This window comes from Brachybacterium phenoliresistens, from assembly GCF_039530785.1.
GTDB classification, from domain to species: domain Bacteria; phylum Actinomycetota; class Actinomycetes; order Actinomycetales; family Dermabacteraceae; genus Brachybacterium; species Brachybacterium phenoliresistens.
Map to the genome: position 1 here is coordinate 116,440 of NZ_BAAAOW010000003.1, position 16,971 is coordinate 133,410.

Sequence of the window (16,971 nt, forward strand, 5' to 3'; positions counted from 1 at the left end):
CATGGCTGCACCCCGGGTCGCGCATGCGGCACTGCGCCGTGCCGTCGAAGCGGTCGCGATCGTGGCCATGGTCCCTCTCCTGGTCGTCGCTCTGCTGGCACTGCCCGCGAGCTCCCGTCCCTCCCGCGGCGCGCTCGAGGCCGTGGACCGCCTCCATGCCTGGGCCGATGGACGCACCGTGACCGATGGGCTCCCCACGGAGCCGCCGCGACCGCTGCGACGGCCTACCGCGTTCCTCGGGGTGCAGCTCGGGCTCGGCCTCCTCGCTGCGACGATCTGGGCGCTGATCCTCCTGGGTCTGATCACCGGCGCGAGCATGGTGGTCGGCGCCGCGACCGGCGGGCCGGTGGCCGTGTTCGAGGCCCCTGCAGGCGCCGTGACCTGGGAGTCCGTCCTCTGGTTCGGGCCGCCCGGGCTGGTGCTGCTGTTCCTCGCGCTGTGCGGGCTCGCCGGGGCCTGCTGGCTGTCCCGACGCGCACGCACGGCCTTCTCCCGGCCGGCCGCCGAGGACCTGGAGCAGCAGGTCCGCTCGCTGTCCACCACGCTGGAGGACGTGGTCGCGGCGGTGGACGGCGAGCGCCGACGCATCGAACGCGATATCCACGACGGCGTCCAGCAGCGGGTCGTCGCCCTGTCCCTGCTCCTCGCACGAGCAGAACGCACCGTGCCCGGGCAGGATCAGGACATCCTCCTGGGCCGCGCCCGGGACGAGGTCCAGGCGATCCTCGACGATCTGCGGGAGGTGTCCTGGCGCCTGCACCCGGCGATGCTCGCGCGCGACGGCCTCGATGCCGCTCTCGAGGCGCTGCGGGATCGCACCACCCTGCCGGCCGTCCTCCACCTCGATCCCCGGCCGCGGTCCGCCTGTCCCACCGATCTCGCCACGGAGACCGCCGCCTTCTACGTCGCGAGCGAGGCCGTCTCCAACGCGCTCAAGCACTCCGACGCCGCGCGACTGGAGATCCGGCTGACCCGCGGGGTCGACATGCTGTCCGTGCGCGTTGTCGACGACGGCCGTGGGGGCGCGGATCCGAGCGGACCCGGGCTGAGCGGGATCCGCTCCCGCGTCGCAGCGCAGCGTGGAACCATGCAGGTGATCAGCCCTGACGGGGGCCCGACGATCGTGGAGGCACGCTTTCCATGCGCATAGTGCTCGCCGAGGACTCCCTCCTTCTCCGGGAAGGGGTCGCCCAGCTGCTCGCCCTCGAGGGGCATGAGATCGTCGCCGGCACGTCGAACGCCACCGAGCTGCTGCACGCCGTCGTCCGGCACGCACCGGATCTTGCGATCGTCGATGTGCGCATGCCGCCCGACTTCGTGGACGAAGGTGTGCATGCGGCCCTGCGGATCCGCCGCGAGAACCCCGGGACCGCCGTCCTGCTGCTGTCCCAGGTCGTCGAACGGCGCTACGCCCGCGAGCTGCTGGACGGCTCCGGCGGCGTCGGCTACCTGCTCAAGGAGAGGGTCTCCGACATCCGCCGGTTCCTCGACGCGATCGAGGAGGTAGCCAGCGGCGGCACGGCCTTCGATCCCGAGGTCATCCGACAGCTCCTCGCTGCGGGCTCCGGCCCCGATCCTCGGCTCGCCCGGCTGACGGATCGAGAACGGGACGTCCTGGCCCATCTGGCGCAGGGGTTGTCCAACACGTCGATCGCCCAGCGCCTCTACATCAGCCGCAGCGGCGTCGAGAAGCACATCAACACGATCTTCTCGAAGCTGGCCATACCCGTCGGCGGCGACGTGAACCGCCGCGTCCTCGCGGTGCTGCTCTACCTCGGCGCCGCCCCGGGGTGAGGCCGCTCCCGATCCCCCTGGCGGCTCTCAGGTCCGTTCCCGCGCTCCCGCGAGCGCCTCGAGGTCGCGGACGGCGTAGCGGTGGTGCTCCCATCCCTCGTTGAGGATCACGTGGAGGCAGGACCGCACCGTGACCTCGCGTCCGGGGTCCCAGGGACAGTTCCGCGGGGCGTCGAGCAGCTCCGCGGTCGCCTCGGCGAGGAAGGACCGGACCATCGCGAACCTCTCCGCGAGGACGGCGAGGACGTCGTCGAACGCGGGGATCCCGGGAGCGAACGCCGCCATGTCGTGTCCATCGGCCTCGTAGTCCGCATGCGGCTGGCCGATGGGGTGGAGGGCGTCCTCGCGGTGCAGGATCGCGCGGCCCAGCCAGATGTCGATCGCCATGACGAGGTGGCGGAGCGTCTGGGAGAAGGACCATTCTCCGTCGACCTTCGCGTCGACGCTCCCCTCCGGCATGGCCGCCGCCTGGTCGATCGTCCGCCGCCACGTCGTCTCGAGCGCGGTCCACGCCTCCCGCAGGCCATCCGGGTCCTCGGCACGGCGCAGCGCCCGTCCCGGCCATCTGCGGTCGAGCTCCGCCTGCAGATAGGGGACGACGTCCACGCCGTTGATCAGGAGGGTCCCGCCCTCGTCCTCGAGCAGCCACGGCGAGTCGATCTCCGCGCCGGTGACGTCGGCGCCCCGCATCGTGGCGCCGGCGAGGCTGGTGCGTATCAGCCGTGCTCCGGAGAGGTCCACGTCCATGAGCACGGCGCGTCGCAGGTCCTGGGGACCGTCGTAGATGACCATGCGCGGAAGCATGCCACGGGGGTCCCCCGCTCCCCCGCTATCTCGCGGCGCTCGCCGGGGCGGATTCCGACGCCGATTTCCTCGAGCCGGCCGCGCCCTGGCTGGGCATCGCGGAACCCCGGCCCACGACGCTGCGCTCTGCGATCGGGCACCAGATCGAGGAGCTCGCGCGTCATGCCGGGCACATCGACATCATCAGAGAGCAGATCGACGGGCTCAGCGTGCAGGCGCTCGTCCTCACCCGCGCCGGAGTGCCGGCGAACCCCTTCTTCGAGCCCTTCGAGCCCGCACCGGGGACGATCGACGCCTGATCAGGTCCTACGGCAGCGGCTCGTCCAGGACGTGGGTGACGAGCTCGGCGACCTTGGAGCGCTCGGAGCGCTGCAGGGTGATGTGGGCGAACAGCTCGTGGACCTTGAGCGCCTCGACGACGGAGGCGATGCCGTCGTAGCGGCCGATCCGCAGGTTGTCGCGCTGGGCGATGTCGTGGGTGAGGACCACGCGCGAGTTCTGCCCGATCCGCGAGAGCATGGTCAGCAGCACGTTGCGCTCGAGGGACTGCGCCTCGTCGACGATCACGAAGGCGTCGTGCAGGGAGCGCCCGCGGATGTGCGTCAGGGGCAGGACCTCGAGCATGCCGCGGGAGAGGACCTCGTCGATGATGTTCTGGGAGACCATCGAGCCGAGCGTGTCGAACACCGCCTGGCCCCAGGGGCCCATCTTCTCCTGCTGGTCCCCGGGGAGGTAGCCGAGCTCCTGGCCGCCCACCGCGTAGAGCGGGCGGAACACCATGATCTTGCGCTGGGTGCGACGTTCGAGCACGGCCTCCAGACCGGTACACAGGGCCAGGGCGCTCTTGCCGGTGCCGGCGCGCCCGCCCAGGGACACGATGCCGATCGAGTCGTCCAGGAGCAGGTCGATGGCGATCCGCTGCTCGGCGCTGCGCCCGGCGACGCCGAAGACGGTCTGGTCCCCGGGGACCAGCCGCACGGTGCCGTCGCGCGTGACCCGGCCCAGGGCCGATCCGCGGGCGCTGGTGATGGTCACGCCGGTGTGCACGGGCTGGTGCGCGACCTCGGGGATGTCGATGAGCTGGCCGTCGTACAGCGCGGACATCGTCTCGTCGTCCACGGCGGCCGTCACCAGGCCCGTGTAGCCGCGGTCGCGGGCGAGCTCGGCGCGGTACTCCTCGGCATGGATGCCGGAGGCGGAGGCCTTGATGCGCATCGGCAGGTCCTTGGAGACCAGCACCACGTTCTTGCCCTCGAGCTGCAGGTTCTTGGCGACCGCGAGGATGCGCGTGTCGTTGTCGCCCAGGCGGAAGCCGTCGGGCAGGGAGGCGACCGAGCCGTGGTTCAGCTCGACGTGCACATGGCCGCCGGAGCTGCCGATGGGCAGGGGCACGGAGAGGTTGCCGTGGCGGTCGCGCAGGTCGTCGAGGATGCGCAGCGCCTGCCGGGCGAAGTAGCCGAGGTCCGGGTGGTGCCGCTTGGCCTCCAGCTCGGTGACCACGACGATCGGCAGCACGATGTCGTGCTCGGCGAACCGGGTCAGGGACAGCGGGTCCGACAGCAGCACCGAGGTGTCCAGCACGTAGGTGATCAGACCGGTCTCGAGGTCCGGCAGGACGGTCTGCGCCGTGCCGGCTCGCAGGGAGGGGACCACGGGCACCTCCTGTCCGGATCCGATGCCTGCGCCGTCGAGGGCGCTGCGGTCGGTGGTGGTCTCATCCATGGGAGCCTCCGGTTCTCGCGCGGTTGACAGGGACGATATCCCGCCCCGCCAGGTGATCCCGACCACTCCGGCCCGCGCGCCGTGCGCGTTCACCGGATCGTCACCCGGATTTCGCGGTCCGGATCAGGCCCCGAAGCGGCGCTCGCGCTTGCAGAAGTCCCGCAGGGCGCGCAGGAAGTCGACCCGCCGGAAGCCGGGCCAGTAGGTCTCGCAGAACCAGAACTCGCTGTGCACGCTCTGCCACAGCAGGAAGCCGGACAGGCGCTGCTCGCCGGAGGTGCGGATGATCAGGTCCGGGTCGGGCTGGCCGCGCGTGTACAGGTGCTCGCCGATCGCCTCGATGGTGATCCCGTCGGCGATCTGCTCCGCGTCCAGACCGCGCTGGCCCATCTCCCGCACGAGCTCCTGGACGGCGACGACGATCTCCTCGCGGCCGCCGTAGCCGATCGCGAGGTTCACCGCGAGCTCGCGGGTGACCTGGGCGGTCTCCTGCCTGCGGCGGATCCGCTCCCGGACCTCGGCCGGGAGCACGTCGTCGTTCCCCGTCAGGCGGACCTCGTAGCCGGCGTCGGTGAGCTCCTCGAGGGTGTCGGTGATGATCCCGAACAGCGCCTCGAGCTCCTCGGCGGGGCGGCGCAGGTTGTCGTGGGAGAGCATCCACACGGTGACCAGGGGGATGGAGAGCTCCTCGCACCAGGTGAGGAACTCTGCGATCTTGGCCGCACCTTGACGGTGCCCCTCCTCGGTGCTCGCCCCGGAGGCCTTCGCCCAGCGGCGGTTGCCGTCGACGATCACCCCGAGGTGCTGCGGCAGCGGCACCGAGGCCAGCTCCCGCGCCAGGCGCCGCTCGTACACGCGGTAGAGCACACCATCGTCCGCCATGCGCGCCTCCCGAGCGTCCCGTTCCGTGTCGCTGCACCCCGCCCGATCCTCCGGCAACGCCGGCGCCGCGGGCAGGGCGACCTCCCCATTATCGGGCACGGGTCCCGATCGCGCGCACCGATCGGCCGCCCGCCCCGGGGATCCACACCGGATCGTCACAGGTGCCGCACCCGTAAGTTACGGCTTCGTAGGTTACGCTCGGCCGATGAGCTCCACGTCCTCCCCGACGGGCCCGCGGCCCGCAGCGCACGGCCCCCGGCCCGCTCCCCCGGGCCGGCATGTCACGCCCAGCGCCCGGCTGCACCCCTCGCTGGCCCTGCCCAAGCCGCGCCTGCGCGGGATGATCCACCTGATCACCTTCCCCACGGCCCTCATCGCCGGGCTGACCCTCGTCGCCCTCGGCGAGGACCTGGCCAGCCGCCTGGCGTGCATGGTCTTCATCGCCACGGCCGGGCTGCTGTTCGGCATCAGCGCGACCTACCATCGCGGAACCTGGAGCCCCGAGCACGCGATCATGCTGCGCCGCTTCGACCACGCGAACATCTTCCTCATCATCGCGGGGACGTACACGCCCATCGCCGTCGCGACCCTGCAGCCGCGCAGCGCCCTGACCCTGCTGGTCATCGCCTGGGCCGGGGCGATCATCGGGGTCGGATTCCGGGTCTTCTGGACCGGCGCCCCGCGCTGGCTGTACGTGCCGGCCTACGTCGCGCTCGGCTGGGTCGCGGTGTTCTACATGCCGCAGATCATCGCCGGCGGCGGCTGGGCCGTGGCCTGGCTGATCATCGCGGGCGGGCTCAGCTACACGGCCGGAGCCGTCGTCTACGGGATCAAGCGCCCGGATCCGTCCCCGGCCTGGTTCGGCTTCCACGAGATCTTCCACGCCTGCACGGTCGTGGGCTTCGCCTGCCACTTCATCGCGGTGGCGCTCGCCGTCATCTGACGGACGTCATCACAACCGTCCCCGGAGAGCCCGCCGACCCGCCATCGGGAGATCCACGGGACCAATACGGGGACACAGGCCCCAATACGGCCTGTGTCCCCGTATTAGTCCCGTGGTTCCGTGATCCCGTGGGCAGCCTGGGACGGGCGGCATGCCGGGCACGAACCCCCGGCACGGGCACGAGCGCGGGCTGGCGTAGTTCGAGACGCTCGGCGCCGATTCGCGCCTCGGCGCCGCGCTCAGTCCCGTCGATCCCCTGGATGTCCGGGGGCGGCATCGCCGTCATCTCCGTGGTGGCCAGCACGACCGCCGTCCGCCTCCAGGTCGACCTCTCCCCCGGGCCCTTCATGGTCGGGCACCTCGCCCGGCTCGTGGTCGGGCACCTCGCCCGGCTTCGCGGTGCCGGGCTCCTCCCCGTCGGACTCCGCGGCAACATCGTGCTCGGCCTGCGCGGCCTCCTCCTCCAGCCGATGGCGCTCGGCGACGCGCTCGCGCGCCTGGAGGCGACGGATCCGGCGGGTCATGTCGATCGCGAGCAGCACCACCACGGCGGCCAGCAGGAACATGGCGATGAAGCCGGGCAGGCCCGGGGAGACCGTGACGATGTTGAGCTCCCCTCCGTCGGAGGGCTCGGCCCAGATGATGCCGAAGGCGCTGCTGGTCGGATCCGTCACGGTGCTCCCTGGAGGTGGTGGTGGTGCGTTCTGCGGTGCGTGCGCGGCTGCCGACGCCGCGGGGCGGCCGATGCCGCCGCGGTCATCGGATGCCGGCGAACAGGTCGTGCTCGGGCAGCGTGACGCCCACGCGGCTAGTCCTCAGCTCGTAGTCGTCCGTCGGCCAGGCGGCGCGGAGGATCTCGTTGTCGATCGAGAAGAACAGGCCCTCGGGGTCGACCTGCGTCGCATGCGCGCGCAGCGCCTCGTCGCGCAGCTCCATGAAGTCCGCGATGTCGATGAACGTGGTGAGCATGCGGTCGCGCGTCTCGTCGAAGCGCAGGAGCATCTGCTCGATGTCCTCGCTGGGCTGATGGTGGGCGCGCAGATGCCGGGCGACGGCCGCGAACTTCTGCCGGGAGAAGCCGTTGATGTAGTACACCTTCAGCACCTCCCACGGCTCGCCGAGCTCCGGCGCGAACTGCGGGTCCGCGGCCAGCTCGTAGGCGGCCATCGAGACCCGATGGGTCTGGATGTGGTCGGGGTGCGGGTAGCCGCCGTTCTCGTCGTACGTCGTCATGACGTGCGGGCGCAGCCGCCGCAGGGCCTCGACGAGGGGCCGCGCGGCCGTCTCCACGTCGAGGGTCGCGAAGCTGCCCTCCGGCAGCGCCGGCAGCGGATCCCCCTCCGGCAGCCCGGAGTCCTCGAACCCCAGCCACTCGTGGTCCACGCCGAGGATCTCCTGGGCGCGGGCCATCTCGCGGCGCCGCACCGCGGGCAGGTCCCGCAGGGCCTCCTCGTCCTGGAGCATGCGGGGGTTGAGGATGTCGCCGCGCTCCCCGCCCGTGCAGGTGATGACGGTGACGCGCACGCCCTCGCGGACGTAGCGGGCCATGGTCGCCGCCCCCTTGCTCGACTCGTCGTCCGGGTGGGCGTGCACGGCGACCATGCGCAGGCCGTCGGCAGGGCGGGACTCGGGCTCGGTCACGACGCACCTTCCACAGGGTTCGGGCAGGGACCAGGCCCTGCGAGACGGGACCGGACCTGCTCTCGCCGATCCGGGACGCTTCTCGGGCGCGCTCGGCCCGGCGGGACCGGGTCCCGCGCTCGGGCGGGCGCACGCACGGCCGCCCGCGAGCGGCCGCGAAGGAAGCGTACGCCACCGGCCTGGGCACGGGCCCGCGCCGATCGGTCCGATCGGGATCCGCGGCGGATGATCTGCGTCCCACCCCGCGCCGCGCGGGCCCGAGCTCCCAGGCGGCGCCGCGCGCGCCCTGAGACACTGGGTGGCATGAACGAGGTCCCCGAGCATCTGCACGCCCGGTACGGCGGCCCCGTGGTGCCGCCCCGCACGGCCCGGATCCTGCTGATCGCGGCGATCGTCGTCTTCGGGGCCGTCGTGGTGTTCCTGGGCCTGCGCTTCGCCGATCAGCCCGTGCGGGTCGAGACGGTCTCCTACGACCATCTCGACGCCGAGCACACGCAGGTCACGTTCATCGTCACCAAGGACCCGGGCACCCGGGCCACGTGCACCGTGCAGGCGATGAACGCGGGCCGCGCCCAGGTGGGGTTCGTCGAGGTGGAGATCCCCGCCTCCGACGCCCGGCGCACCAGCCACACCGTCGAGATCGCGACGCAGGGGGATGCGGTCTCCGCCGAGGTCCTGGGGTGCGAGGAGGTCTGAGCCGCTGCCGGGGTACTCGGACGCCTCCGTGTACGATGGCTCGATACCGGCCGATCGGCCGGTCGATTTTTTTACCCGCACACGGGGCGCATGCGCACATGTGCCCCGTGTTCCTGTGTCGAGGCCGCCACCGGCGTCCTCGGCCCGATGAGACCGAGGAGTGACACCATGAGCAGCCAGCCGAATGGCGCCTGGCTCACCCAGGAAGCCTACGACCGCCTCACCCATGAGCTCGAGCAGCTCGAGGGCCCGGGCCGCTCGGAGATCGCCGAGCGCATCGCCGCCGCACGCGATGAGGGCGATCTCAAGGAGAACGGGGGCTACCACGCCGCCCGTGAGGAGCAGGGGAAGATGGAGGCGCGCATCAACGAGCTGAAGGTGCTCCTCAAGACGGCCGTCGTCGGCGCCTCGCCGAAGGACGACGGCGTCGTCGAGCCGGGGATGGTCGTGACCATCTCCATGGCCGGCCGGGAGCGCACCTTCCTGCTGGGCAATCGCGAGATCGCGGAGGACGGCGAGGAGCTCGAGGTCTACTCGACCGAGTCGCCGCTGGGGGCCGCGATCCACGGGTCGACCGTGGGACAGACCATCGACTACACCGCACCCAACGGGACGTCGCTCGCGATCGAGATCCTCAAGGCCACGCCCTACAAGGCCTGAGACCCGACCGCAGCCGAAGGGCCCCGCACCAGCCGGTGCGGGGCCCTTCGTCGATCGCGGCGGCGTCGCGGCGCGTCCTGCATGCGGCGCTCCGCCCGCGAGCAGCGCGCCGACGCTCCGCCCGCGAGCAGCGCGCCGACGCTCCGCCCGCGAGCGGCGCGCCGCTCGCGGAGCCGGTCAGCGCAGCGCGGCGCGCCGCTGGGCCTTGGCCTTCGCGACCTTCCGTCGGATCTCGGCGAAGTGCTCGCGGGCCAGGGCGTCGTGCCCCAGGTCGGGTGAGGGGTCCCGGCCGGTGACGTACAGCAGGGTCGCGTTGACGAAGGCGAGCAGCGGGATCGCGAACAGGGCGCCGGGGATGCCGGCGAGGGTCGCACCGGCCGCGACGCCGAGGAACACGGCCAGCGGGTGCAGCTCGACGGCCTTGCCCATCAGGAAGGGCTGCAGGAGGTTGCCCTCGATCTGCTGCACAGCCAGCACGATGCCCAGCATGATCAGGGCGAACACCCAGCTCTTGAGCACCAGCACCAGCAGCACCGCGATCGCCCCGGAGAGGATCGCGCCGACCAGCGGGATGAACGAGAACAGGAACACCAGCAGCCAGATCGGCACCGCGTAGGAGCCCAGGCCCAGGGCGATCATGCCGATGGAGATGCCGATCGCGTCGACCGCGGCGACGAGGATCTGCGTGCGCACGTAGGCCGACAGCGCCTTCCAACCGCGGCGGAACGCCTCATGGGTGGGGATCCGGGACTCCGGCGGCAGCAGGCCCACCACCCAGCGCCAGATCTCCGGCCCGCCGGCCAGCAGGAAGAACAGGGTGAACAGGGCGATGACCAGGCCCGTGAGGATCGACCCGACGACGGCCGCGGTGGACAGCGCGCCGCTGAGCAGCGACTCCGCGTTCTCCTGGATCTTCACCAGCAGCTCGTCCAGCGCCGAGTCGATCATCGGGCTGTCGATGTTGAAGGTCTGCGTCGCCCAGGTCATGACCGTCTGGAAGCCGGTGACGGCCTGCGCCTGGATGTCCACCCACTGCGAGATCAGCTGCCGCCCGGCGAGGGTGAACATGCCGATCACCACCACGACCAGACCGATCATCGCGACCGCGCTCGCGGCGGCCCGGCCCAGGAAGGTGTAGCGGGTCAGCAGGCGCACCAGCGGGGACAGCATCGCGGCCAGCAGGATCGCCACCAGCACCGCGATCACCAGATCGGACACGTAGGACAGCCCGCGCATCAGGATCAGCGCGGCGGCGACGATCACGATCAGCCGCCACGACCAGGCGGAGGCGCGGCGGATCCCGATGGGGATCTCCTCGACCTCCTGGGGCTGCGGAGCATGCCGTTCGCGGGCACGGGGCGTGATCATCTGATCTCCTCACATCGGCCGGATCGGGATGGTCGGCCGAACGTCACGAGCATGACTCTAGACCGACCGGGCCGAGGACGTCAGGTCGCGCCGCCGCAGGCGGGAAGCACCGACCAAAGTCGCATCCCGGGTGATCCCGGGGCGGGAGACCGCGCCGCGCCCCGGCCGATAGCCTCGCAGCATGTCGACCCACGATCAGCCCCCGCAGCCCCCGCAGACCGGCCCCGAGGCGGCCGGGGCCGCCACGCCGGTCCAGGTCCTCTCCCCCGCGGGCGAGGGCCTCACCCGCGACGCCGCCGCAGGCCGCGAGCCGGGCGCGCCCGGCACCGCCTCCGGCGAGGCCGGGGCGCGCACCTCCTCGGCGCCGCTCCCGGCCGATGCCCCCGTCCCCGCCGCGGAGGAGGCCGCCCTGTCGATCCGGGACCTCGCCAAGTCCTTCGACGGCGCCGAGGTCGTGCACGGCATCTCGATGGACGTGCCGCGCGGCTCCTTCTACGGCATCGTCGGCCCCAACGGCGCCGGCAAGACCACGACCCTGTCGATGGCGACCGGGCTGCTGCGCCCGGACCGCGGCACCTCCCACGTCCTCGGCGTGGACATGTGGGCCGCCCCCGAGGAGGCCAAGGCCCGCCTCGGCGTGCTCGCCGACGGGCTGCGCACCTTCGACCGGCTCACCGGCCGGGAGCTGCTGTCCTACGTCGGGCTGATCCGCGGGATGGACGCCGACGTCCTCGAGGACCGCATCGACTCGCTGCTGTCGGCGCTGGACCTCGCCGGGGAGGACGGCAAGCTCGTCGTCGACTACTCCGCCGGGATGACCAAGAAGATCCTCCTGGCCTGCGCCCTCATCCACGCGCCGAAGCTGCTGGTGCTCGACGAGCCGCTCGAGGCCGTCGATCCCGTCTCCGGCCAGGTGATCCGCCAGATCCTGCGCGCCTACGTCGCCGGCGGCGGCACGGTCGTCCTGTCCAGCCATGTCATGGAGCTGGTCGAGGAGCTGTGCTCGCACGTCGCGGTGATCGCCCAGGGGCGGATCCTCGCCGAGGGCACGCTGGACGAGGTCCGCGCCGGCGGCAGCCTGGTCCAGCGGTTCCTGGACCTCGTCGGGGGCGGCCACGTCGCCGAGGGGAGCCTGTCGTGGCTGCAGTCCTGAGCGGAGACCAGCGCCAGGCCGCGCGCATCGGCCACGTCGAGGCCGGGAGCATCGGCCCGCGGCGGCTCGCCGCCGGCCTGGTGCGCTTGAAGTGGACGCTGTGGAAGCGGTCCTACCGCAAGAACGTCGGCAAGCTCGTCGGAACCATCTTCGGCTCGCTCTACGGCGTGGGCGGGCTCGTGGGGGCGACCTTCGCGCTGATCGCGCTCGTGATCGCCGACGGCGACGGCACCTTCCTGGGCCCCTTCGTGCGCGGCGTCGGCATCGCCGCGACCCTGCTGTGGCTGATCCTGCCGGTCTTCGCCTTCGGGATCGACGACACGCTGGATCCACGAGCCTTCGCCCTGTACCCGCGCTCCCCGCGCGAGCTGCAGCCCGGCCTGTTCGCGGCGGCGGCGCTGAGCCTGCCCACCGTCTTCACCGTGGTCGCGATGCTGCTGTTCTCCGTCTTCGAGGGCATCTGGCTGGTCCTGCACGGGGCGGGGCCCGTCGCCGCGGGCCTGGGGCTGCTGCTCCTGCTGCCGGCGAACGTGGCCGGGGTGGCGCTGTGCGTGCTGCTGCCCCGCGCGATCCTCGCCCACGGGGCCGGTCGCTCGAGCTCCCGCCGCGGCCGCGAGCTCGGCTCCATCCTGGGGATGGTCGCGCTGATCGGCGGCATCTATGCCTTCTCCCTGGTGGCGCAGTCCATCGACGGCAGCACCGTCGAGCAGACCGCGGCCGCCCTGCGGCAGGCCGTCGCGATCCTCGCCTGGACGCCGCTGGGCGCCCTGTTCTCGGTCCCCCTGGACCTCGGGGCGGGCGCCTATCTCCCGGCCCTGGTGCGCGCGGTGATCGGGGCGGCGAGCATCGCCGCCCTCTGGCTCTGGTGGCGCCGATCCCTCGGGGCGGCGCTGACCTCCGCGCTGGTCGGCGACTCCTCCTCCGGCACCACCACCGAGAAGCCGCTGGTCCCCCGCCTGGCGCCGCGCACCGCGCTCGGCGCGTCGATGGGCCGGTCCCTGCGCTACTGGCGGCGCGACGCCCGCTACCTGGCGGCGATCGCGATCATGCCGCTCATGCTGGTCTTCTTCGTGGCCATGGGCATGCTGGGGCCCTCCGGCCCGATGATGGGGATCTTCGGCCTGGTCCTCGTCGCCGGGATGGGCGGGATCTCGCTGATGAACGAGATCGGCTTCGACGGGCCGGCCGGCTGGGTGAACATCACCGCCGGGCTGCCCTCGCGCCCCAACCTCACCGGCCGGGTGCTGGCGCTGGCCCTGCTCATGGCGCCGTTCATGGTGGTCGCCTCGCTGCTCGTGCCCGTCCTGCTGGGGCTGCCCGGCCTGATCCCGATGCTCGTCACCGGCACCCTGGGACTGCTGATGAGCAGCCTCGGCGTGTCCGCGATCATCACGGTGCTGCTGCCCTACCCGACCTCCGCCCCGGGCACCAACCCGATGAAGGACAAGTCCGCCTCGTCCTCCAACGCCATGATCGCCATGGCCGTCGCGATGGTCGTCATCTGGATCCCGCAGCTGCCCGCCTTCGGCGTCGCGATCTGGGGCAGCGTCACCGGTTCGGCGCTGCTGCAGACCCTGGGCGGCGTGATCGCCCTGGTCGTCGGGGCCGTCGTGGTCGTGGTCGGCCTCCGCGTCGCCGCGGGGATCCTGGACCGCCGCGCCGTGGACCTGTTCCAGAAGGTCCGCCACCACGTCTGAGCCGGCCGCGGCCGCGGTCAGGGCGCCAGGGCGCGCTCCATGACGATCGCGTCGATCCGGCGGGGGCCGATGCGGTAGTAGCCGCGGCGGCGGTCGATCGCGGTGTATCCCGCCTCCTCGTAGACGCGGCGGGCGCGGGTGTTGTCCTCGCGCACCTCGAGCAGCATGCGCTGGGCGCCGCCGGCCAGGGCCTGCGCCTCGCACCAGGCCAGCAGGGCCCGTCCGATGCCGCGGCCCGGCCGGGTGGTGCCGATGGTGTGCAGGTCCGCCGCGTCGCCCGCGATCATGATCCCGGCGTAGCCGATGATGGTGCGCTCGTCCCCGGCCAGCGCCACGACGTAGCGCCGCGAGGGGTGGGCGATCTCCTCGGCGAGCTGCCACGGCGTCCACGCCTCGTCGGGGAACAGGACGAGCTCCGCCGCCGCGATCTGCTCGACATCGGCCAGGGTCGCCGGGCGCAGGCGCGGTGCGGCGGCGGGATCGCCGTCGGGCGCCCGGGGATCCTGCCCGGGGATCACGGCGCGGAGGGACGGTCGCCCAGGCCGAGCGCGCTCTTGCGCACGGACGGCTTCGCGGCGTCGGGCTCGCGAAGGTACATCGGCTCCGTGTCGGAGAGGTCCTCGCCCTGCGCGGCCAGGCGCGCGGCGACGGCGACCAACGCGCCGGCATCGACGTGCGGGATCCGCGCCGTGGCCGGCAGCAGGTCCGGGTACAGCTCGGTGCCGGATCCGACGAGGAGATCCGCGGAGAACAGCGCCTCGCAGACCTCTGCGGGGGCGGAGACGGCAGGTCCCTCGACGCGGACCACGGCGCCCTCGGCATCGGCCCGGTACCGCGCCCAGTAGACCTCCCGGCGCCGCGCGTCCAGCGCCACGGCGATGCTGCGCCCCTCCGGCGCGGGGCCTGCGGCGGTGAGGGCCTGCAGCGCGAGCGCGTCCAGGGAGCACACGCCGTACAGGGGGATGTCGAGCGCGGCGGCGATGGTGCGGGCGACGACCAGGCCCACGCGCAGGCCGGTGAAGGGTCCGGGGCCGCGGCCGGCGACCACTCCGGTGAGATCGGTGCGGGCGGCGCCCGCCTCGGCGAGCACCTCGTCGACCAGGGTCAGCAGGACCTCGTCGTGGTGGCGGGCGCGCGCGTCGGAGCGGACCGCGAGCACCTCGGGCCCGGGGCTTCCGGCAACGGCCCCGGCGGCGGCCCCGGCGGCGGCCGCTGCCGCGGTCCCGAGGCCGGTGCCCTCGGCGCGCACCAGCGCCACGCTCACGGCGCCGGACGTGTCGATCCCCAGCAGCATCAGCTCTCCTCCTCGGTGCGGTCGCGGTCGGCGGGCGCCGCACCGGCACCGCTCCGGACTTCGGTTCCTGCGCGGGCCTGCAGGTCGGCATCGGCCGCGACGGCCGCGAGCTCCTGCGCGAGAGCGGCCACGGCGGCCTCGTCCCAGCGCGGCCCGGTCGCGGTCAGGGTGAGGGTGCGCGGCTCCTCGGGGTTCTCCGGATCCTCCGCGTCGCCCTCGTCGGGGCGCTGCAGCACCACGCGCAGATGCGAGTCGACCAGGTGCTCGACCCGGTCACGGCCCCATTCGACGACGGTGACGGCGTCGTCCATCTCGGTCTCGAGGTCGAGGTCGTCGATGTCGAACGCGCCGGCCAGACGGTACGCGTCCACGTGCACCAGCTGCGGGCCGCCCACCAGGCTCGGGTGGACGCGGGCGATGACGAAGGTCGGGGAGGCGACGGGACCGCGCACGCCCAGGCCCTCGCCGAGCCCCTGGGTGAAGGTCGTCTTCCCGGCGCCGAGCGGCCCGTCCAGCACCAGCAGGTCGCCGCGGCGCAGGTGCCCGGCGAGGGCGAGCGCGGCGCGGCGGGTCCCCTGGGCGGTGCCGGTGCGCACGACGATCTCGTGACCGGCGCTCATCCCTTCACCTGCCGCGGCACGGAGGCGGAGACGGAGGTGAGGACCTCGTAGGGGATCGTCCCGCCGGCCTCGGCCCAGTCCGCCGCGGTGGGGACGGTCAGGGCGCGCCCCTCCTCGTCGGGCAGCAGCCCGTCGAGCACCTCGCCGAACAGGACCACCTCGTCGCCGGCCTGGGCACGGGACTCGGGGCCGAGGTCGACCACGATCTGGTCCATGCTGATGCGGCCCACCTGCCGGGCGGCCTGGTAGCCGCTGCGGGTCCGCACGAGCACCTCGACCTTCCCGGAGGCGGCGCGGTGCAGGCCGTCGGCGTAGCCGATCGGCAGCAGGCCCAGCCGGGTGGGCTGGTCGGTGGTGTGGATGTGCCCGTAGCCGACGGTCGACCTGGCCGGGACCTCCTTGACCATCGCCACCCGCGTGGTGAGCGTGAGGGCGGGCCGCAGCCGCACCGGCGAGGGCACCGGCGGGTACCCGTACAGGCCGATCCCGATGCGCACCAGGTCGCGGTGCAGCTCGGGGCGGGTCAGGGTGGCCGCGGTCGCGGAGATGTGCTGCAGCGGGACCGGGCCGACCTCCTCGCACAGCTGCGCGAAGGCGGCGTCGAAGGTCTCGACCTGCTGATCGGTCATCGGATCGGAGGGGTCATCGGCCGCGGACAGGTGCGTCCACGCGGCGGCGATGGAGAGGTAGTCGTCGGAGGTCGCGGCGTGGCCCAGCTCGCGCACGCGGGAGGGGACCACTCCCCCGCGGCCCATGCCGGTGTCGATCTTGATGTGCACGCGGGCGCGGCGGTCCGCGGCGCGGGCGGCATCGGCCACCATGCGGAGCATCAGCTCGCTGCCCACCGACACGTCCACGCCCGCCTTGATCACCTCGGGCAGCACGACCTGCGCCGTGGAGGGCTCGAACAGCCAGGTCAGGATCGGCACGTCCAGCCCGGCGCGGCTCAGGGCCAGGGCCGATGCGGGATGCGCCGCCCCCAGCCAGGTCGCTCCCCCCTCCAGGGCCGCGCGGGCCGCGGTGAGCATGCCGTGCCCGTAGCCGTCGGCCTTGACGATCGCCATCAGGGCGGTCTGCTCCTCGAGCACACCGGTGATCTGACGGGTGTTGTAGGTGATGGCGGACGGATCGATCACGGCCCGGTTGGGCACGTGGCGCGGATCCTCCGCAGGAATCGGGACGGTCATCGTTCTCCTCGATCGGTGCCGGCCACGTCAGCGGGCCGTGCTCCCCGCTCGGCGACGACGATCGCCGTGGCGATGTCCCCGTCGTGCGAGAGCGAGAGGTGCAGGTGGGTCACGTCGAGCTGCTCGGCGGCGGCGAGCGCGGCGCCGCTGAGGACGAGATACGGACGCCGGTCGGGGGTCCGCTGCACCGTCACATCCTGCCAGGAGTAGTCGCCGGGTGCTCCCAGAGCCTTGCCGACGGCCTCCTTCGCGGCGACGCGGGCGGCGCGCGAGGCGGCCGGCAGATGCCGCTCGGACGGGGTGAGCAGGCGGTCCCGCAGCGCCGGGGTGCGCTCGAACATGGCGCTCAGGCGCGCCACCGAGACCACGTCGATCCCGACGCCCGCCAGGAGCGCCGAGCTCGCGGGCGGGAAGGCCCGGGCCGCGGGGTCGACGACGGCACGGGGCGCCGGCTCCTGTCCGTGCGCCCCGTGCTCGTCGATCTGTGTCACGCCGTTCACCCCGGCAGTA

Annotated in this window: 18 protein-coding genes and 1 pseudogene; 8 read left to right on the forward strand and 11 right to left on the reverse strand. The window is 72.8% G+C overall.

The window, feature by feature from the left end; translation table 11 throughout:
* Position 1 precedes the first annotated feature (1 nt).
* Together ABD234_RS08115 and ABD234_RS08120 are read left to right on the forward strand one after the other, a co-directional pair.
* Positions 2-1,150 (forward strand): sensor histidine kinase, encoded by a 1,149-nt coding sequence (locus ABD234_RS08115; RefSeq protein WP_344355120.1) that lies wholly within the window; start codon positions 2-4, stop codon positions 1,148-1,150.
* Positions 1,141-1,794, forward strand: a complete 654-nt coding sequence (locus ABD234_RS08120; RefSeq protein ID WP_344355123.1) for a response regulator transcription factor — start codon at positions 1,141-1,143, stop codon at positions 1,792-1,794. Before ABD234_RS08115 ends, ABD234_RS08120 begins: the two co-directional genes overlap by 10 nt.
* 27 nt (positions 1,795-1,821) lie before the next feature.
* Here the strand turns inward: ABD234_RS08120 and ABD234_RS08125 are convergent, their stop codons facing one another.
* Entirely contained in the window at positions 1,822-2,586 is a 765-nt protein-coding gene (locus ABD234_RS08125; RefSeq protein WP_344355127.1) for a DinB family protein, read from the reverse strand.
* A gap of 56 nt (positions 2,587-2,642) precedes the next feature.
* On the opposite strand from ABD234_RS08125, the pseudogene ABD234_RS08130 reads away from it, so the two are divergent.
* Positions 2,643-2,789: pseudogene (locus ABD234_RS08130) on the forward strand (mycothiol transferase); the annotation flags it as partial.
* A gap of 115 nt (positions 2,790-2,904) precedes the next feature.
* Here ABD234_RS08130 and phoH2 read toward each other — a convergent pair.
* Together phoH2 and ABD234_RS08140 are read right to left on the reverse strand one after the other, a co-directional pair.
* The gene (gene phoH2 / locus ABD234_RS08135) at positions 2,905-4,320 is read right to left on the reverse strand and encodes an RNA 5'-3' helicase PhoH2 (RefSeq protein ID WP_344355130.1); all 1,416 of its coding nucleotides are present in this window, start codon (positions 4,318-4,320) and stop codon (positions 2,905-2,907) included.
* Positions 4,321-4,443: 123 nt separating this feature from the next.
* Positions 4,444-5,202 carry an isoprenyl transferase gene (locus tag ABD234_RS08140; RefSeq protein WP_038370672.1) on the reverse strand — a complete coding sequence of 253 codons (759 nt, stop codon included), beginning with the start codon at positions 5,200-5,202 and terminating at the stop codon, positions 4,444-4,446.
* Between the two features lie 205 nt (positions 5,203-5,407).
* Here ABD234_RS08140 and trhA point away from each other — a divergent pair, with 205 nt between their 5' ends.
* Complete coding sequence (trhA, locus tag ABD234_RS08145; protein ID WP_344355133.1) at positions 5,408-6,145, forward strand: PAQR family membrane homeostasis protein TrhA; 738 nt, start codon at positions 5,408-5,410, stop codon at positions 6,143-6,145.
* A gap of 239 nt (positions 6,146-6,384) precedes the next feature.
* Here trhA and ABD234_RS08150 read toward each other — a convergent pair whose 3' ends face one another.
* Together ABD234_RS08150 and mca are read right to left on the reverse strand one after the other, a co-directional pair.
* Positions 6,385-6,819 (reverse strand): hypothetical protein, encoded by a 435-nt coding sequence (locus ABD234_RS08150; protein WP_038370670.1) that lies wholly within the window; start codon positions 6,817-6,819, stop codon positions 6,385-6,387.
* A gap of 82 nt (positions 6,820-6,901) precedes the next feature.
* Positions 6,902-7,747 (reverse strand): mycothiol conjugate amidase Mca, encoded by an 846-nt coding sequence (gene mca / locus ABD234_RS08155; protein ID WP_038371020.1) that lies wholly within the window; start codon positions 7,745-7,747, stop codon positions 6,902-6,904.
* A 342-nt stretch (positions 7,748-8,089) separates the two neighbouring features.
* Between mca and ABD234_RS08160 the strand changes: the two genes are divergently transcribed.
* Together ABD234_RS08160 and greA are read left to right on the forward strand one after the other, a co-directional pair.
* On the forward strand, positions 8,090-8,482 hold the full coding sequence (locus ABD234_RS08160) for a DUF4307 domain-containing protein (protein WP_344355138.1): 393 nt from the start codon (positions 8,090-8,092) through the stop codon (positions 8,480-8,482).
* 168 nt (positions 8,483-8,650) lie between these two features.
* Positions 8,651-9,142: a transcription elongation factor GreA gene (gene greA, locus ABD234_RS08165; RefSeq protein WP_084148227.1), complete on the forward strand. Its 492-nt coding sequence runs from the start codon at positions 8,651-8,653 to the stop codon at positions 9,140-9,142.
* A gap of 177 nt (positions 9,143-9,319) precedes the next feature.
* Here greA and ABD234_RS08170 read toward each other — a convergent pair whose 3' ends face one another.
* Complete coding sequence (locus ABD234_RS08170) at positions 9,320-10,510, reverse strand: AI-2E family transporter (protein WP_051486476.1); 1,191 nt, start codon at positions 10,508-10,510, stop codon at positions 9,320-9,322.
* Positions 10,511-10,691: 181 nt separating this feature from the next.
* Here ABD234_RS08170 and ABD234_RS08175 point away from each other — a divergent pair, with 181 nt between their 5' ends.
* Positions 10,692-11,663 (forward strand): ABC transporter ATP-binding protein, encoded by a 972-nt coding sequence (locus ABD234_RS08175; protein ID WP_344355144.1) that lies wholly within the window; start codon positions 10,692-10,694, stop codon positions 11,661-11,663.
* Positions 11,648-13,360, forward strand: a complete 1,713-nt coding sequence (locus ABD234_RS08180) for a hypothetical protein (RefSeq protein WP_344355147.1) — start codon at positions 11,648-11,650, stop codon at positions 13,358-13,360. Before ABD234_RS08175 ends, ABD234_RS08180 begins: the two co-directional genes overlap by 16 nt.
* A 17-nt stretch (positions 13,361-13,377) precedes the next feature.
* Here ABD234_RS08180 and ABD234_RS08185 read toward each other — a convergent pair whose 3' ends face one another.
* Genes ABD234_RS08185 through ABD234_RS08205 form a run of 5 tightly spaced genes read right to left on the reverse strand, consistent with a single transcriptional unit; the run spans position 13,378 to position 16,961 of the window.
* Positions 13,378-13,878 carry a GNAT family N-acetyltransferase gene (locus ABD234_RS08185; protein WP_344355151.1) on the reverse strand — a complete coding sequence of 167 codons (501 nt, stop codon included), beginning with the start codon at positions 13,876-13,878 and terminating at the stop codon, positions 13,378-13,380.
* The gene (gene tsaB, locus ABD234_RS08190; protein WP_344355154.1) at positions 13,875-14,654 is read right to left on the reverse strand and encodes a tRNA (adenosine(37)-N6)-threonylcarbamoyltransferase complex dimerization subunit type 1 TsaB; all 780 of its coding nucleotides are present in this window, start codon (positions 14,652-14,654) and stop codon (positions 13,875-13,877) included. The genes ABD234_RS08185 and tsaB overlap by 4 nt, the downstream gene beginning before the upstream one ends.
* Positions 14,654-15,274: a tRNA (adenosine(37)-N6)-threonylcarbamoyltransferase complex ATPase subunit type 1 TsaE gene (gene tsaE, locus ABD234_RS08195; protein WP_344355157.1), complete on the reverse strand. Its 621-nt coding sequence runs from the start codon at positions 15,272-15,274 to the stop codon at positions 14,654-14,656. The genes tsaB and tsaE overlap by 1 nt, the downstream gene beginning before the upstream one ends.
* The gene (gene alr / locus ABD234_RS08200; protein WP_344355160.1) at positions 15,271-16,461 is read right to left on the reverse strand and encodes an alanine racemase; all 1,191 of its coding nucleotides are present in this window, start codon (positions 16,459-16,461) and stop codon (positions 15,271-15,273) included. Before alr ends, tsaE begins: the two co-directional genes overlap by 4 nt.
* Positions 16,458-16,961, reverse strand: coding sequence for a holo-ACP synthase (locus tag ABD234_RS08205; protein WP_332248903.1), 504 nt, complete (start codon positions 16,959-16,961; stop codon positions 16,458-16,460). The genes alr and ABD234_RS08205 overlap by 4 nt, the downstream gene beginning before the upstream one ends.
* Positions 16,962-16,971: the final 10 nt, after the last annotated feature.

Coding starts and splice junctions, on each gene's coding strand:
- ABD234_RS08115 (WP_344355120.1), top strand. CDS start 2: ATGGCTGCACCCCGGGTCGCGCATGCGGCACTGCGCCGTGCCGTCGAA.
- ABD234_RS08120 (WP_344355123.1), top strand. CDS start 1,141: ATGCGCATAGTGCTCGCCGAGGACTCCCTCCTTCTCCGGGAAGGGGTC.
- ABD234_RS08125 (WP_344355127.1), bottom strand. CDS start 2,586: ATGGTCATCTACGACGGTCCCCAGGACCTGCGACGCGCCGTGCTCATG.
- phoH2 (WP_344355130.1), bottom strand. CDS start 4,320: ATGGATGAGACCACCACCGACCGCAGCGCCCTCGACGGCGCAGGCATC.
- ABD234_RS08140 (WP_038370672.1), bottom strand. CDS start 5,202: ATGGCGGACGATGGTGTGCTCTACCGCGTGTACGAGCGGCGCCTGGCG.
- trhA (WP_344355133.1), top strand. CDS start 5,408: ATGAGCTCCACGTCCTCCCCGACGGGCCCGCGGCCCGCAGCGCACGGC.
- mca (WP_038371020.1), bottom strand. CDS start 7,747: ATGGTCGCCGTGCACGCCCACCCGGACGACGAGTCGAGCAAGGGGGCG.
- ABD234_RS08160 (WP_344355138.1), top strand. CDS start 8,090: ATGAACGAGGTCCCCGAGCATCTGCACGCCCGGTACGGCGGCCCCGTG.
- greA (WP_084148227.1), top strand. CDS start 8,651: ATGAGCAGCCAGCCGAATGGCGCCTGGCTCACCCAGGAAGCCTACGAC.
- ABD234_RS08170 (WP_051486476.1), bottom strand. CDS start 10,510: ATGATCACGCCCCGTGCCCGCGAACGGCATGCTCCGCAGCCCCAGGAG.
- ABD234_RS08175 (WP_344355144.1), top strand. CDS start 10,692: ATGTCGACCCACGATCAGCCCCCGCAGCCCCCGCAGACCGGCCCCGAG.
- tsaB (WP_344355154.1), bottom strand. CDS start 14,654: ATGCTGCTGGGGATCGACACGTCCGGCGCCGTGAGCGTGGCGCTGGTG.
- tsaE (WP_344355157.1), bottom strand. CDS start 15,274: ATGAGCGCCGGTCACGAGATCGTCGTGCGCACCGGCACCGCCCAGGGG.
- alr (WP_344355160.1), bottom strand. CDS start 16,461: ATGACCGTCCCGATTCCTGCGGAGGATCCGCGCCACGTGCCCAACCGG.